Annotated in this window: 10 protein-coding genes; 3 read left to right on the forward strand and 7 right to left on the reverse strand. The window is 68.7% G+C overall.

Annotated features, from left to right (window positions below; translation table 11 throughout):
• Window positions 1–193 precede the first annotated feature (193 nt).
• Window positions 194–568: a (2Fe-2S) ferredoxin domain-containing protein gene (locus PV781_RS13675; RefSeq protein ID WP_274776192.1), complete on the reverse strand. Its 375-nt coding sequence runs from the start codon at window positions 566–568 to the stop codon at window positions 194–196.
• Window positions 569–870: 302 nt separating this feature from the next.
• The gene (clpB, locus tag PV781_RS13680) at window positions 871–3,504 is read right to left on the reverse strand and encodes an ATP-dependent chaperone ClpB (RefSeq protein WP_274776193.1); all 2,634 of its coding nucleotides are present in this window, start codon (window positions 3,502–3,504) and stop codon (window positions 871–873) included.
• 467 nt (window positions 3,505–3,971) lie between these two features.
• On the opposite strand from clpB, the gene hisS reads away from it, so the two are divergent.
• The gene (hisS, locus tag PV781_RS13685) at window positions 3,972–5,474 is read left to right on the forward strand and encodes a histidine--tRNA ligase (protein ID WP_274776194.1); all 1,503 of its coding nucleotides are present in this window, start codon (window positions 3,972–3,974) and stop codon (window positions 5,472–5,474) included.
• A gap of 217 nt (window positions 5,475–5,691) precedes the next feature.
• Here the strand turns inward: hisS and PV781_RS13690 are convergent, their stop codons facing one another.
• From PV781_RS13690 to PV781_RS13700, 3 genes are all read right to left on the reverse strand, one after another.
• Window positions 5,692–6,615 (reverse strand): DMT family transporter, encoded by a 924-nt coding sequence (locus PV781_RS13690; protein ID WP_274776195.1) that lies wholly within the window; start codon window positions 6,613–6,615, stop codon window positions 5,692–5,694.
• A 490-nt stretch (window positions 6,616–7,105) separates the two neighbouring features.
• A complete protein-coding gene (locus tag PV781_RS13695; RefSeq protein ID WP_274776196.1) occupies window positions 7,106–7,999 on the reverse strand; it encodes a universal stress protein in 894 nt (297 codons plus the stop codon).
• A gap of 127 nt (window positions 8,000–8,126) precedes the next feature.
• On the reverse strand, window positions 8,127–10,787 hold the full coding sequence (locus PV781_RS13700; RefSeq protein ID WP_274776197.1) for an HAD-IC family P-type ATPase: 2,661 nt from the start codon (window positions 10,785–10,787) through the stop codon (window positions 8,127–8,129).
• A 396-nt stretch (window positions 10,788–11,183) separates the two neighbouring features.
• Between PV781_RS13700 and PV781_RS13705 the strand changes: the two genes are divergently transcribed.
• Entirely contained in the window at window positions 11,184–11,396 is a 213-nt protein-coding gene (locus PV781_RS13705; protein ID WP_209098717.1) for a Trm112 family protein, read from the forward strand.
• Between the two features lie 7 nt (window positions 11,397–11,403).
• A complete protein-coding gene (locus PV781_RS13710) occupies window positions 11,404–12,372 on the forward strand; it encodes an alpha/beta hydrolase (protein ID WP_274776198.1) in 969 nt (322 codons plus the stop codon).
• 3 nt (window positions 12,373–12,375) lie between these two features.
• Here PV781_RS13710 and PV781_RS13715 read toward each other — a convergent pair whose 3' ends face one another.
• Together PV781_RS13715 and PV781_RS13720 are read right to left on the reverse strand one after the other, a co-directional pair.
• Window positions 12,376–13,143 (reverse strand): MOSC domain-containing protein, encoded by a 768-nt coding sequence (locus PV781_RS13715; RefSeq protein ID WP_274776199.1) that lies wholly within the window; start codon window positions 13,141–13,143, stop codon window positions 12,376–12,378.
• Window positions 13,144–13,862: 719 nt separating this feature from the next.
• Entirely contained in the window at window positions 13,863–15,071 is a 1,209-nt protein-coding gene (locus PV781_RS13720; RefSeq protein WP_274776484.1) for an ABC transporter substrate-binding protein, read from the reverse strand.
• Window positions 15,072–15,257 lie beyond the last annotated feature (186 nt).

Consider the following 15,257-nt stretch of genomic DNA (forward strand, 5'->3'; position numbering starts at 1 on the left):
CTTGTCCCGGCCATCCACGGGGCGCCGCTAGGGGCTGACCTCGGGGAGAGGCGTGGATGCCCGGGCCAAGCCGGGCATGACCCTCGATCTGGAGGATTCGGTCTTTCCAGTGGGATGGCTGCGACACGATCGGCCAATGCCGCTCGACCTGAAAGACCACGACGGCCGGGGCCCTGCCCCGGCCGTTTCGCTTTCAGATGCGCGGCACCACCACCAGCCGCTCCACCAGCGTGCCGCCCACCAGGTGCGAGGTGACGATCTCGTCAATGTCCTCCACCGTGCGCGGCCGGTACCAGACGCCCGCCGGATAGACCACCATCAGCGGCCCCGCCTGGCAGAAGCCCAGGCACCCGGTGGCCGCCATGGCGATGTCCCGCTGGCCGGTGGCCTCGATGCGCCGGCCCAGATGCTCCCACAGCACCTTGCCCCCCGCCGCCGCGCAACTGCCGCGCGGATGGCCCTCGGGCCGCTGCTGGAAGCAGGCGAAGACGTGGTGCTTGAAGACTTGGGGGATGTCGGCGGGCGACAAGGGGGATTCGGCGTGGGCTTCGGCGGCGGCTTGGGTCATGAATGGGCCTCGGGTTCCAACGGACAAGGTTGGAACCGTTTCAAACTCCGTGCCGCGTGAGGGCCGGGCCGGGCGGATTACGACCGAGCGAAGGTCGCCGCTCCATTTCAGTCGCTCCGCCAAGCGGTTAGGCGTGGATGCCCGGGACGAGCCCGGGCATGACGGGCCACGCAGGGGAGCCTCAGCGAAGCCATCCGCCTGTCCGCTTCGCGCCCGCTTGGCCGGAACCCGACACGCGCGCAACAAAAAGGGCGGGCGCGGCCCTGCCGCACCCGCCCTCTTTTCAGCGATGACCTGAAGCCTCAGGCCGCCTGGCTGACCGGCGCCTCGGGGGCGAAGGTCAGGTGGCCGCCTTCCACGCCCACCTTCACCCGGGCCCCGTCCAGGATCTCGCCGCCGAGGATCTTCTCGGCCAGCGGGTCCTGCACCAGCTTCTGGATCGTCCGCTTCAGCGGGCGGGCGCCATAGGCCGGGTCGTAGCCCTTGTCGGCGAGGAAGGTCCGCGCCTCCGGGGTGAGGTCCAGGACGATCTTGCGATCCTCCAGCAGCTTGGCGAGGCGCTTCAACTGGACATCCACGATGGCGCCCATCTGCTCGCGCTTCAGCCGGTGGAACATGACGATCTCGTCGATCCGGTTGATGAATTCCGGGCGGAAGTGACGCCGCACGGCCCCCATCACCAGCTCATAGGCCTCGTCGTCCGACACCACCTTCTCGGTCTCGTGACCGGGCAGGCCGAAGCCCACCGGCTGGCGAGGATCGGCGAGGAACTCGGCGCCGAGGTTCGAGGTCATGATGATCAACACGTTGCGGAAGTCCACCGTGCGTCCCTGGCCGTCGGTCAGGCGCCCGTCGTCGAGCACCTGGAGCAGCACGTTGAAGACGTCCGGATGGGCCTTCTCCACCTCGTCGAACAGCACCACCTGATAGGGCCGGCGGCGCACGGCTTCGGTCAGCGCACCGCCTTCGTCATAACCCACATAGCCGGGAGGGGCGCCGATGAGCCGGCTCACCGAGTGCTTCTCCATGTATTCCGACATGTCGATGCGCACCATGGCGGTCTCGTCGTCGAACAGATATTCGGCGAGCGCCTTGGTCAGCTCGGTCTTGCCGACGCCGGTCGGACCCAGGAACAGGAACGAGCCGATGGGACGGTTCGGATCCTGCAGGCCCGCCCGTGCGCGCCGCACGGCGGTGGAGACGGCGGTGACCGCCTCGTTCTGGCCGATGACGCGCTTGGCGAGCTCCAGCTCCATCTTGAGCAGCTTCTCGCGCTCGCCCTCCAGCATCTTGTCCACCGGCACGCCGGTCCAGCGCGAGACGACGCCCGCGATGTGATCGGGAGTGACAGCTTCCTGGGCCGTGCCGGAATTGCCGGTGGCCTCGATCTCGGCCAGGCGACGCTCCAGCTCGGGGATGACCGAATAGGTCAATTCGCCCGCCTTCTGGTACTCGCCCTGGCGCTGCGCGATGGTCAGGTCGGCGCGGGCCTGGTCGAGCTTGGACTTCAGCGTGGTGGCCTCGGAGAGCTTCTCCTTCTCCGCCTTCCAGTTGGAGGTGAGCACGGCCGCGCGCTCCTCCAGCTCCGCCAGCTCCTTTTCGAGCTTCTTCAGGCGGTCCTTGGAGGCGACGTCGGTCTCCTTCTTCAGGGCCTCCTGCTCGATCTTCAGCCGCACGATCTCGCGGTCGAGATTGTCCAGGGCCTCCGGCTTGCTGTCCACCTGCATGCGCAGGCGCGAGGCCGCCTCGTCCACCAGGTCGATGGCCTTGTCGGGCAGGAAGCGGTCGGTGATGTAGCGGTTGGAGAGGGTCGCGGCCGCCACCAGCGCGCTATCCGTGATGCGCACGCCGTGATGCAGCTCATACTTCTCCTTCAAACCACGCAGGATGGAGACCGTGTCCTCCACCGTGGGCTCGGAGACGAAGACCGGCTGGAAGCGACGGGCCAGCGCCGCGTCCTTCTCCACATGCTTGCGATACTCGTCCAGCGTGGTGGCGCCGACGCAGTGCAGCTCGCCGCGCGCCAAAGCGGGCTTCAGCAGGTTGGACGCATCCATGGCGCCATCCGTCTTGCCGGCACCCACCAGCGTGTGCATCTCGTCGATGAACAGGATGATGCCGCCCTCGGCCGCCTCGACCTCGGACAGGATGGACTTCAACCGCTCCTCGAACTCGCCGCGATACTTCGCGCCGGCGATGAGCGAGCCCATGTCGAGCGCCAGAAGGTTCTTATTCTTCAGGCTCTCGGGCACGTCGCCATCCACGATGCGGCGGGCGAGGCCCTCCACGATGGCGGTCTTGCCGACGCCGGGCTCGCCGATGAGCACGGGATTGTTCTTGGTGCGCCGCGCCAGCACCTGGATGGTGCGCCGGATCTCCTCGTCGCGGCCGATGACCGGGTCGAGCTTGCCGTCGCGCGCCGCCTGGGTCAGGTCGCGGGCATACTTTTTCAGCGCGTCATAGGCGTTTTCCGCGGTCGGGGTGTCCGCGGTGCGGCCCTTGCGCAGCGCCTCGATGGCGGTGTTGAGATTCTGCGGGGTCACGCCAGCGCGCGCCAGAATCTTGCCCGCCTCGCTCTCCTTCTCGATGGCGAGGGCGAGCAGCAGGCGCTCCACGGTGACATAGCCATCGCCCGCCTTCTTGGCGGCCTGTTCGGCGGCCTCGAACACGCGGGCGAGCGGCTGGCTGAGATAGACCTGCCCCGTGCCGCCCTGCACCTTGGGCAGCTTCTTGAGCGCGGCTTCCACTTCCGCGCGGACCTGGGTGGGGTTGCCACCGGCGCGCTGGATGAGGCCCGAGCACAGGCCTTCGGGGTCGTCGAGCAGCACCTTCAAGAGGTGCTCGGGCACGAACTGCTGGTTGCCTTCGCGCACGGCGAGCGACTGGGCCGACTGCACGAAGCCGCGGGCGCGCTCGGTATAGATTTCAAAATTCATTCTGTTCTCCTCCTCGCCGCCAGTCCCGCCTCCATTGAGCACGGGACGACGTTGGGATGCGGCGCCGGTTCCCGGCCGCCGCAGCGAAGGCGCGCCGTGAGGGATCACGTGCGCCGCCGCTGTGGCTCATGTGGGTGTGGCCCCACCGGAGCGGAAGGGGGGCCTTTGGCGTGCGTTGCCAATTTTTGCGTCATCGCGCCCGGGCGCTTTGATCCGGATCAGTTTGGCACCAGCCAGAGCGTGGCAGAAAAGGATGCGTGCCGGGCGGAAGCGGGACCGCAGCCGACGTCCCCCACCCTCGGCGCGGGCCTTTGAGGTCCGCTCGGCACGCCGTTTTTTCCCGATGCCCCGCACGGCCCTTCCCCGCCCCCAAACTTGCCGCTGAGGCCATCGTCCTCTAAGACGCGCCAACCCTTTTTCGTGCGCGGGCGCGGTATGCCCGCGCGCTTTTCCTGAAGAGTTCTCCCATGGCCAGCGACACCAAACCCAAGGCACGTCTCCCGCGCGGTCTCGTGGACCGCCACGGCGCCGAGCTTTCGGCCACCCGCGCCATGCTGGAGAAGATCCGCGCCGTCTATGAGCTCTATGGCTTCGAGGCGCTGGAGACCCCGGCCATCGAATATACCGATGCGCTCGGCAAATTCCTGCCCGACCAGGACCGGCCGAACGAGGGCGTGTTCTCGTTCCAGGACGATGACGAGCAGTGGCTCTCGCTGCGCTATGACCTCACCGCGCCGCTCGCGCGCCATGTGGCCGAGCATTTCGAAAAGCTGCCCAAGCCCTATCGCTCCTATCGCTCGGGCTATGTGTTCCGCAACGAGAAGCCCGGCCCCGGCCGCTTCCGCCAGTTCATGCAGTTCGACGCCGACACGGTGGGCGCCCCCTCGGTCGCCGCCGACGCGGAGATCTGCATGATGGCCGCCGACACGCTGGAGGCGGTGGGCATCGCGCGCGGCGACTATGTGATCAAGGTGAACAATCGCAAGGTCCTGGACGGCGTGCTGGAGGCCATCGGCCTCGGCGGGGCTGAGAATGCCGGGCGGCGGCTCACCGTGCTGCGGGCCATCGACAAGCTGGACAAGATCGGCATCGAGGGCGTGCGCGACCTCCTGGGCAAGGGCCGGCTCGATCCGTCGGGCGACTTCACCAAGGGAGCGGGGCTTGATCCCGCGCACATCGACAAGGTGATCGCCTTCGTCAGCGCGGGCGCTGGGCTCGACGGCCTCGACAAGCTGGAAATCGTGGTGGGCGACAGCGCCACCGGCCGCGCCGGCCTCGACGAATTGCGCCAGATCGGCCTCCTCGTCTCCGCGGCCGGCTATGATGACGGCCGCATCCTCATCGACCCCTCGGTCGTCCGCGGCCTCGAATATTATACCGGCCCGGTCTATGAGGCCGAGCTGACCTTCCAGGTGAAGGACGAGAACGGGCGCCCCGTGCGCTTCGGCTCGGTGGCGGGCGGTGGGCGCTATGACGGACTGGTGGCACGCTTTAGGGGCGAGCCGGTGCCGGCCACGGGCTTTTCCATCGGCGTCTCCCGCCTGCTGCACGCCCTCGCGCACCTGGGCAAGATGGACACCGACGCGGAGATCGGCCCCGTGGTGGTGCTCGCCATGGACAAGGAGCCCGCCCGCATCGCCGACTATATGAAGATGGTGTCGGACCTGCGCGCCAACGGCATCCGCGCGGAAATGTATCTGGGCGGCGCCGGCATGAAGGCGCAGATGAAATATGCCGATCGGCGCGGCGCCCCGGCGGTCATCATCCAGGGCTCCAACGAGAAGGAGGCCGGCGAGGTCCAGATCAAGGATCTGGTGGAGGGCGCCAAGATCGCCACCTCCATCTCCGACAATGCCGAATACCGCGCCGCCCGCCCCGCCCAGTTCGCTGTGAAGGAAAGCGAGCTGGTGGACGCCATTCGCGGCATCCTGGAACGCCGCGCGGCCCCGACGCTGGGCCTCGACGACTGACGGCACAGCGCCCCCCAAACGCAACGCGCCACTGCTGCGACGGGGGAATGGAATAGGGATGCGCGCCCCTGATGGTCATGGCCGGGCTTGTCCCGGCCATCCACGGGGACCGGCCTGGAGCGGCCATGGCCGGATCCTCCACGCAGCGGGGCGATAGGACCGGGTCAAGCCCGAGCACGACGGATGTCGGCTAAAAAGCGGCCCCGGGCGCCTCCCCTCACCCCGGCGCGGTGCCCTTCACCTTGGCCTTCTGCCCAAGCGCCACCACGGCGATGACGAGGCCCATGAAGAGATAGGTCTCCAGGTCCGGCGCCTCGCCATTGATGGGCCAGGAGAAGACCACGATCAGGAAGGTCTGCATCAGCTGCACCTGCCCGACGCGGGCAATGCCGCCCAGCGCCATGCCCTTGTTCCAGAAGAAGAAGGCGAAGAACTGGCTGACCGCCCCCACATAGATGAGCGCCACCCAGGCTGAGAGGGGCACGGCGTCGAAATGGCCGTAGGGCGCGGTGACGAGCGTGCCGGGCACGGTCACCACCAGCGACACCGCCACCACCCAGCAGATCACCTCCCAGCCGGGCATGTGGCGGGAGAGGCGCCCGGACACCGCATAGCCGAAGGCGCAGATGATGGCGGCCAGCGCCAGCAGGCTGTCGCCCGCCCCGAGGCTCCCCGCCGCGCCATTGCGGAAGGCGAAGGCCATGACCAGCCCGCAGCCCAGCGCGCTGATGGCGAGGAAGGTGAGGGTGGGCCGCTCACCCGCCACCAGCATGGCGCCGAGCGTCGTCATCAGCGGCAGGATGGCCAGAACCACCCCCGCATGGGAGGACGGCACGGTGAGGCTGCCATAGGCCATGAGCAGCGGAAAGCCGAAGACGAGGCACCCCGCCACCACCACGATGTCCCGCATGCGCGCGCCCCGGGTGTGGGGCCAGCGGGCGCCGCGCATCACCAGGATGGAAACGCCCAGCACCCCGGCGAGCGTGGCCCGCGCGAAAGTGAGAAAGGCCGGGTCCAGCCAATGCACCGCATAGCGCGTGGCCGGCACGGTGACGCCGAACAGGCACACGCCGATGAGGCCGAGCAGCAGGCCGAGAGGAACGGAGGACGGGGCCGAAGGGGTCGAAGGGGGGGACGACATGAAACCATCCGCCGCCCAGCCTCCCCCCGCCCTCGCGGGCGGGTTCGCCCGGAGCGGGGGCGGCTTGCCCACGCCGGACACTGGCGCGATCGGGTCGCGCTTTTTCCGCACGCACCGGGACGTGTGCTGCCCCGCGCACTGGGACCCGAACGGGACCGGCAGTGCGTGCAAGGCGGCGGGACGGCGCCGGTACGAAGCTAACGCTCTGAAGACACTCGCAATTACGCAAAGCCCCTGGTCGCGGGCGCGACTCGGCTGGCTTGCGTCCGGCTATAGCCGCCGCCCGGCGGGAGGGGAAATAAATCCCTGGCATGAAAGGTATCAATTCAGGAGATCTAACGCGCGCGCGGCCCCCTCTAATCGGGAAAAACTCGAGCAAAATAAGTAGTTTAATAGGTTCCAGGAAGGGCCTCGAACGGGCCGACCCATCGCCGGGCCGGCCCGTTCACATGTGGTTGCAGGCTCTTGCAGGTCCCTAGGCCTGCGCCCCCTACCCCGGATCGGGCACGATCAGCGCGTCGCACCGCACACCCTCCAGCACCGAGCGGGCGGTGCTGCCCACCAGGAGGTCCATCAGCAGGCCCTTGCGGCGGGTGCCCATCACCAGGAGGTCCGCCTCCACGGCCTTCAGATAATCCGGGATCAGCAGCGCCGGGTCGCCCCGCTCCACCAGCACCTCCTGGATGCGGGCGGCGCCGAGGCCGCTCTGCGACAGGAAGGCGTCGAGATCCTCGGCCACCCCCTTGCCATAGGCCTCCCGATAGGCGACCGGATCGGCGGCAAGGGCGGAATGGGGCGCGCTATAGGCGTGGAATACCCGCAGCGGCAGGTCCGGGAAGAAATCCACCGCCCGGTGCAAGGCCCGGCGGGAGGCCTCAGACACATCAGTGGCCACCACGATGCGCCGATAGGGCGCGCGGGGCCGCTGGCGCACGATCAGCACCGGCACGGTGGCCTCCTTCAGCAGCCGGTCCACGGTGGAACCGAGCAGCAGGCGCTCCAGCCCGTCGTCGCGCGCCACGGCGGTCACGATCAGGTCCGCGCCGCGCGTGCTGGCGGTCTTGAGCACCACCTCCGCCGGCGCGCCTTCCGCCACCACGACCGCGATGGGGCGGGTGGTCTCGAACGCATCCTGCTGCAAGCGGGCCGTGGCGAGGCGCAGCGGATCCGGCCCTCGCCGCCAGGACGGCAGGTCCGCCTCCCCCGCCGCGTGCACCTCCGCCCGAGCGTGCAAGGCATGGACAGCGATGAGATCCGCCTTCCACCCGTCCGCCAGCGCCACGGCGCGGTCGAAAGCCCGGTCGCAGCGGGCACCGAGATCGGTGGCGAAAAGGAGGGTGCGGGGCACGCCTTGGGGCGCGTCGGGCGCGGGATTATGGCTCATGCTGTCTCCATGATCTGGAGGAGGAAGCGCACCTTGTGGTGCGCGGCGGGCCGGACGCACGTCGTCGGGCCTGTCCGTCCGCGCTCCCCGCGCCGCTGGGACAGGCCGACGGCGTCGGCGTTAAGCCTCAGGGCGCAAGGCCCAGGCGGCGGAGCACGGCCTTCTCGCCCTCAAGCACCACCATGAGCGCCATGCCGGCCGAAAGGATGAGGGCGCCATCGGCCCACGTCACGGGGCGGGTGTCGAACACGGCCTGCAGAACCGGCAGATAGGTGAAGGCGATCTGCGCCAGCACCACGGCGCCCACCGCAAGCAGCACCGCCGGCGTGCCAAGCGCGCCCTGCCAGGTGAACGAACCGGCGCCGAGATAGCGCACGTTGAACAGGTAGAAGACCTCGAACACCACGATCAGATTGACCACCAGCGTCCGCGCCGTGGCCAGGTCACTCCCCCGGCCCAGCGCATAGAAGAACAGGCCCAGCACCCCGGCCGTGAACAGGCTCGTCACGAACAGGATGCGCCAGACCATGAAGGGCGAGAGGAGCGGCGCCTGGCTCGGCCGTGGCGCGCGCGCCATCACCCCCGGCTCGGACGGCTCGAAGGCGAGCACGAGGCCGAGCGTCACCGAGGTGACGAGGTTGATCCACAGGATCTGAACCGCGCTCATGGGCATGACAAAGCCGATGAGCAAGGCGGCGATCACGGCCACCACCTCGCCGCCATTGGTGGGCAGCGTCCAGGCGATGACCTTGCGCACATTGTCATAGACCGTGCGCCCCTCCTTCACCGCCGCGACGATGGAGGCGAAATTGTCGTCCAGCAGCACCATGTCGGCGGCCTCCTTGGCCGCCTCTGTGCCCTTGTGCCCCATGGCGATGCCCACGTCCGCCTGCTTCAAGGCGGGCGCGTCGTTCACCCCGTCGCCGGTCATGGCCACCACAGCCCCGGTGGATTGCAGCGCCCGCACCAGGCGCAGCTTGTGCTCGGGGCTGGTGCGGGCGAACACATCGGCCCGCCGTGCGACGGCCGGCAGGTCGGCATCGGCCGTGCGATCGAGGTCGGCGCCGGTCATGACCTCCGGATTGTCGGTGAGGCCCAATTGGCGGGCGATGGCGCCGGCGGTGGCGCCGTGGTCGCCGGTGATCATCTTCACCGCCACCCCGGCCGAGCGGCATTGGGCGATGGCGGCCATCGCTTCCGGGCGCGGCGGGTCGATGAAGCCCACCAGGCCGAGAAAGACGAGGCCGTCCTTCAGGTCGGCGGGCCCGAGTTCACCCGTCCCGGTGGAGGCCTTCAGCGCAAAGCCCAGCACCCGCTCGCCCGCCAAGGCCGACGCCTGGAGGGCTTCGGTCCAGCGGTCCGCATTCAGCGGTGCCGGCCCCTCCGGGCGGGCCTCGCGGGTGCACAGGGAGAGCAGGCGCTCGGGCGCGCCCTTCACGAAGATCACGGCGCCACCGTCGGGCGTCACATGGCGGGTGGCCATGGTGCGATGGCGGGCATCGAAGGGGATCTCGTCGCGGCGGGGCCATTCGGCGCGCAGATGGTCGGCATCCAGCCCCGCCTTGGCGGCGAGCGCCACCAGCGCCCCCTCCATGGGATCGCCGATCACGCCCCAGCCTTCGCCGCGCCGTTCCAGGCGGGCGTCGTTGCACAGGAGGCCGCAGCGCACCAGTTCCTGCGCCGCCTCCAGGGCCGCCACGTCGTCGGTGCCGTCCTGCGTGGTGAAGAGGCCGACCGGTCCATAGCCCTCCCCCGACACCGCCATGAGATGGCCGGCGGTGACAACCCGCCGGGCGGTCATCTCGTTGCGGGTGAGGGTGCCGGTCTTGTCGGAGCAGATGATGGAGGTGGCGCCCAGCGTCTCCACCGCCGGCAATTGGCGCACCACCGCCTTGCGGCCGGCCATGCGCTTGACGCCGATGGCGAGCGTGATGGTGATGACCGCCGGCAGGCCCTCGGGGATCGCCCCCACGGCGAGCGCCACCACCGCCATGAGCGCATCCTCCCAGGCGAGGCCCCGGCCCCAGGTCGCCACGGCGAACAGCACCAGCGATGCCGACAAGGCCAGAACCGTGAAATGCCGACCGAAACGGTTGATCTGGCGCAGCAGGGGCGTGGAATTGGGCTCGACCTCGGCGATGAGGGTGCTGATCTGGCCGATCTGGGTGGCCGTCCCGGTGGCGACAGCAACGCCCGCCCCGGTACCCGCCGCCACCAGCGTGCCGGAAAAGGCCATGGAGGTCCGCTCCGCCAGCGGTGCCCCCTGGGCCACACGAGCCACATGCTTTTCCGCCGCGACCGCCTCTCCGGTGAGCATGGATTCGTCGACCCGCAGCGCATGGGCGCGGATGAGCCGCAGGTCCGCCGGCACCCGGTCGCCGGCCTCCAGAAGAACCACGTCGCCGGGCACCAGCTCGGCGACCGGAATGGCGCGGCGCGTGCCCGCGCGCATCACCACGGCGCGGGGTGAAATGAGGGTGCGGATGGCATCCAGCGCGCGCTCCGCCCGTCCCTCCTGGACAAAGCCGATGATCGCATTGACCAACACCACCGCCGCGATGACGGCGGCATCCACCCCGTGGCCGAGCACGCCGGCCGCCACCGCCGAGGCGAGGAGGAAGAAGATCAGCGCATTGTTGAACTGAGCCAGGAACCGGCGGAAGGGACCCGGCCGGGGCGGTGCGGGCAGGAGGTTCGGCCCGCCCCGCGCGAGGCGTTCGGCAGCCTCCGTGCCGGAAAGGCCATCGGGTCCGCTGGAGAGCCGCGCCATCGCGTCCGCGTGAGCCATTGCATGCCAGCCGGCCTGCGCGGGCATGGCCTGGCTTGCGGTCGGCTCGGGAGACGGCGCGGGCGGAGGTGAGGACGCGACGGCATCGCGGTGCGGCAGAGGCGCGGAGGCAGGCTTGGGTCTCAAGGTGCATCCCCGTTTTGGCGGCGCAAGTGACCGTTTTACAACAAACGCCGAAGTCCAAGGGGTTACGGCCTTCCCCAAGGTAATAGCATGCGGGCGCCCGGCCTTGATCCGGGTCAACGTAGCCGCAAGGCTTTAGCCTAGCCCCTTGTGCGACGGCTTTATTTCGCCCCAAGCGGGCTCTAGATTGCACCCGTTGAAGCATCCGGCCGCAAGTGTCGGAGCACATAAAAACGAGCGATGGCCTTGCTCCGTCGCCGCATGGAGTTGTCGATGACACAGTCGCCGCGGCCCGGGCACGAGGTCGATCCCAAGCTGTTGGAAATTCTGGTCTGCCCTCTGACCAAGACACCGCTGACCTATGACCGGGCGCGCCAGGAATTGGTGTCCCGCGCCGCCAAGCTCGCCTTTCCCATTCGCGACGGCATCCCGATCATGCTGGCGGATGAGGCGCGCCGGCTGGACGAAAGCGAGCTGAACGGCTGACCATGCCATGATCAGCCGCCGCGCCGTCCTCGCTTCAGCCGCGGGCGGGCTGCTGCTCACCGCCTCCCGCCGGCTCGATGCCGCCCCCGCCTTCGAGGTGGTGGAGGAACCCTGGCGGGCGGGGGGCCTTTCCGGCACCCTGTCCTCCGCGCGGAACGGGCCGCGCACCTCGCCGGCGGTGCTGCTCATCGCCGGCTCCGGTCCCACCGACCGCAACGGCAACGGCCCGGGCCTTGCCACCGACCTCTACCGCCAGATCGCCCAGGGCCTGGCAGGCGCTGGCTATCGGGTGCTGCGCTATGACAAGCGGGGCGTCGGGGAAAGCCGGGCGCTGGTGCAGCGGGAAGAGGATCTGCGCTTCGACCAATATGTGGACGATGCCGCCTTCGCCCTCACCGCGCTGGCCGCCCGGCCGGACGTGGACGGGCTTCTGGCCATGGGCCACAGCGAGGGGTCGAGCGTTGCCATCCGCGCGGCGGGGCGCGTGCCCGTCGATGGGCTGGTGCTCCTGGCCGGGCCCGGCCGCCGGCTGGATGCCGTGCTCCAGGAACAATTCGAGGCCATGAACCTGCCGGATGCGGTGCTCCAGCGGGCGCTGTCCATCCTGCGCACTGTGGCGGCGGGCGGGCGGGTGGACAATGTGCCACCCGCGCTCAACATGGCCTTCCGGCCATCCGTTCAGGGCTTCCTCGCCTCCGAATGCGCCATGGACCCGGCGGCCGAGATCGGGCGGGTGCGGGCGCCCACCTTGCTTGTGCAGGGGCTGCGCGACCTCCAGGTGGGGACGGCGGACCTTAACGCCCTTCGCCGGGGCCGTCCGGATGCGGACGTGGTGGAACTGGCCGAGGCCAACCACGTGTTCAAGGCGGCGCCGCCCGAGCGGGCGGCCAATTTCGCTCTTTATAGGGACGCCTCGGCGCCCCTCCATCCGGGCCTTTTGCCCGCTTTGGTGCGCTTCATCGCCGCCACTGTGTAGCCCTCACGCCTCCAGCGTGACGGCATCGCCGGGGGCGATGCGCCCGCCCGTGAGCACCTTGGCATAGATGCCGCAATCGGTGTGGCCATAGGCCTTGTGGAGGCCCTTCACCACATTGAGGTCGCGCTCGGCAGTGTCGGGATTGACCGAGGTGGCGGCGCAGCGCTCGGTGCGCTTGAGCACCTTCAGCCGCACGGGGCCGATGGCGAGCGTCCGCCCCACCAGATCCAGCTCCGCGCCGGGCGCCCAGCCGTCCAGATGCAGGTTCATGCGGAAGCGGATGGGATCGACCGGCGCGCCCATGTGCGCCTCCAGGTCCCGCACGCTGGCCAGATTGACCAGCGAGACAAAGCCCGAGCGCAGGCTGTCTGTGAAGCGATGCCCCTCGGGCGCGGCCAGCACCTTCAGGGGGCCGCGCGCCGCCTCGCCCATGAAGGCGGTGAGGAAGGCCTCCACCTGTCCACGGCCCTCGGGCGTGCGCAGGTCGCCCGCCACGCCGACCTGAGGGCCGTTCAGACTGAAGACGTGGCTTTCGGGATCAAGATGCGTCTTCAAGGCAGCGATGCGGGCATTGCGCATCAGCACCAGGAAGGAGGTCTTGTCCTTGTAGGCGGGGGCCTCCGGATCGAACCCGCTCGGCCCGTTCTCCACCGCATAGAGCCGGTCGCCGGGAAAGAAACGCCCGGCCTCCAGCGCCACGTCCGCCAGGGTCTCGGCGGAAAAGCCCTTCACCGGATAGCGATGGATGGAGACGAGGCTGGCGGAGGGCATGGTGGCTCCTTGAATGACTCCTTTGCCGTCGCATGGCGGCAAGGGAGGGTCAAGGGAGGGTCAAGGACGCGATATAAGAAATATATCCTAGACCATATTCCTAATTCCTCGCGCCTCTGTTATGGTGGTCTCACCTGGCACCAAGGAGGGGCGCGTCCGGAGCGGCCTGACGGGTGGTGTCGGGGGCGGGTGTCCGACGGGACGGGGAGTAACGCACCTCGCGCCCGTTAGCAGAGGAGGCTGAAGGCCCAGGCGCACCGATCCGGTTCTGGTTCGGCCGGTGCTGATGGGAGAACCTGTTGCCCACGCGGCGCAGGGCCGAGGCCATAAATCCCCGCGCGGGGGCGGACGGAGCGAGGCTCCGACGTCATCCTACATTAACCCTGGCGCGCCGCCGCGCGCCGGCCGCTCCCGCATCCCTCCACCCCTGCCATTGGCGGGGATGGTGGCTCTGGAGGCGTCAGAGGGGCGGGCTTGCGCGTGGCGTGGCGTCCATGCCCCCTCCCCTGCCCTCCCCCGCTTTGCGGGAGAGGGGGCCGGTCACGCCGGGGGAGAGGTCGAGATGACGGGCGCCGATGGCGATCAAAGCCACCGCCCCGACCGGACCCACCAAAGTCCCCTCTCCCGCAAAGCGGGGGAGGGTTAGGGAGGGGGCAAGGAGCCGGGGGAGGGTTCCCGAGGGGGCAAAGGAGGGCTCGACCCGGGAGAAAAGCCGAATGTCAGCTCTTCTTCACCAGCGTGCAGGTGGACTCCGCCAGCGGCTTGAAGGCTTCGTTGCCGGGAATGGTGCGCAGGATCTTCATCAGGTCCCACTCATTCTTGGAGTCCGCCGGCGCCTTGGCTTCGGCCAGATACATGTCGTGCACCATGCGGCCATCCGCCCGGATGACGCCGTTCTTGGCGAAGAAGTCATTGACCGGATTGGCCTTCATCCATTCCGAGACCTTCGCCGCATCCTCCGAGCCCACCGCCTTCACGGCGTTCAGATAATGCATGGTGGCCGAATAGGCGCCCGCCTGCACCATGGAAGGCTGGGCATTGTTGCGGGCGTAATACTTCTTGGAGAAGGCGCGGCTCTCCTCGTCGCGGTCCCAATAGAAGCCGGTTGTGAACTTCAGGCCCTGCGCCACCTTCAGGCCCAGCGCCTTCACATCGGTGATGAAGACCAGCATGGCGGCGAGATTCTGCCCCGCCTGGGTGATGCCGAACTCGCTCGCCTGCTTGACCGAATTGACGAAGTCGCCGCCCGCATTGGCAAGGCCGATCACCTGCGCCTTGGAGGACTGGGCCTGGAGCAGGAAGGAGGAGAAATCGGTGGTGGAGAGGGGGGCGCGGGCATTGCCCAGCACCTTGCCGCCATCGGCCAGCACCACGCGGCTTGTGTCGGCTTCCAGCGCATGACCGAAGGCATAGTCGGCGGTGATGAAGAACCAGCTCTTGCCGCCCTCCTTCACGATGGCCGAACCGGTGCCGGTGGCGAGCGCATAGGTGTCGTACACGTAGTGGACGCCATAGGGCATGCAGCCGGCATTGGTGAGGGCCGTGGTGGCCGAGCCCGCGCCGATGATGACGCGCTTCTTCTCGTCGCCCAGGCGGAACAGCGCCAGTGCCGAGGCGCTGTCGGTGGATTCGATCACCATGTCGACGCCTTCATTGTCGAACCAGCGCCGGGCCACGCCGGAGGTGACATCCACCTTGTTCTGGTAGTCGGCGGACAGCACCTCGATGGGCTTGCCGTTCACCTTGCCGCCGAAGTCCTCGACCGCCATCTGCACAGCCGAGACCATGCCGGGGCCGCCGTGGCGGGAATAGACGCCGGTCATGTCGACGATGGCGCCGATCACCACCTTGCCGTCGGAGGCGTTCTGCGCGGCGGCAGGCAAGCTGGCGAGCGCGAGCGCGCAGGCGGCGGCGCCGGCCTGGCGCAGAAGGGTTGTGGGAAACGTCACGGCTTTCCTCCTTGGGTTCCACCCTTGTTGTCGCGCACCCCCTCGGACTGGTCCGGCGGGTGCGACGGGTGGTGTTTGTTCAGCAACCCTCGTGCCAAACGTAACACATTGAAAAATATAGAGTTTGAGTGTCCTCATGGTGGACACGTGTCCACCCGGAGGTCA

This window comes from Aquabacter sediminis (assembly GCF_028863665.1).
In the GTDB taxonomy this organism is placed as follows: domain Bacteria; phylum Pseudomonadota; class Alphaproteobacteria; order Rhizobiales; family Xanthobacteraceae; genus L1I39.

Excerpts from the sequence above, each read along its gene's own strand:
- PV781_RS13675 (WP_274776192.1), bottom strand. The coding sequence starts at position 568 with ATGACCCAAGCCGCCGCCGAAGCCCACGCCGAATCCCCCTTGTCGCCC.
- clpB (WP_274776193.1), bottom strand. The coding sequence starts at position 3,504 with ATGAATTTTGAAATCTATACCGAGCGCGCCCGCGGCTTCGTGCAGTCG.
- hisS (WP_274776194.1), top strand. The coding sequence starts at position 3,972 with ATGGCCAGCGACACCAAACCCAAGGCACGTCTCCCGCGCGGTCTCGTG.
- PV781_RS13690 (WP_274776195.1), bottom strand. The coding sequence starts at position 6,615 with ATGTCGTCCCCCCCTTCGACCCCTTCGGCCCCGTCCTCCGTTCCTCTC.
- PV781_RS13695 (WP_274776196.1), bottom strand. The coding sequence starts at position 7,999 with ATGAGCCATAATCCCGCGCCCGACGCGCCCCAAGGCGTGCCCCGCACC.
- PV781_RS13700 (WP_274776197.1), bottom strand. The coding sequence starts at position 10,787 with ATGGCTCACGCGGACGCGATGGCGCGGCTCTCCAGCGGACCCGATGGC.
- PV781_RS13705 (WP_209098717.1), top strand. The coding sequence starts at position 11,184 with ATGACACAGTCGCCGCGGCCCGGGCACGAGGTCGATCCCAAGCTGTTG.
- PV781_RS13710 (WP_274776198.1), top strand. The coding sequence starts at position 11,404 with ATGATCAGCCGCCGCGCCGTCCTCGCTTCAGCCGCGGGCGGGCTGCTG.
- PV781_RS13715 (WP_274776199.1), bottom strand. The coding sequence starts at position 13,143 with ATGCCCTCCGCCAGCCTCGTCTCCATCCATCGCTATCCGGTGAAGGGC.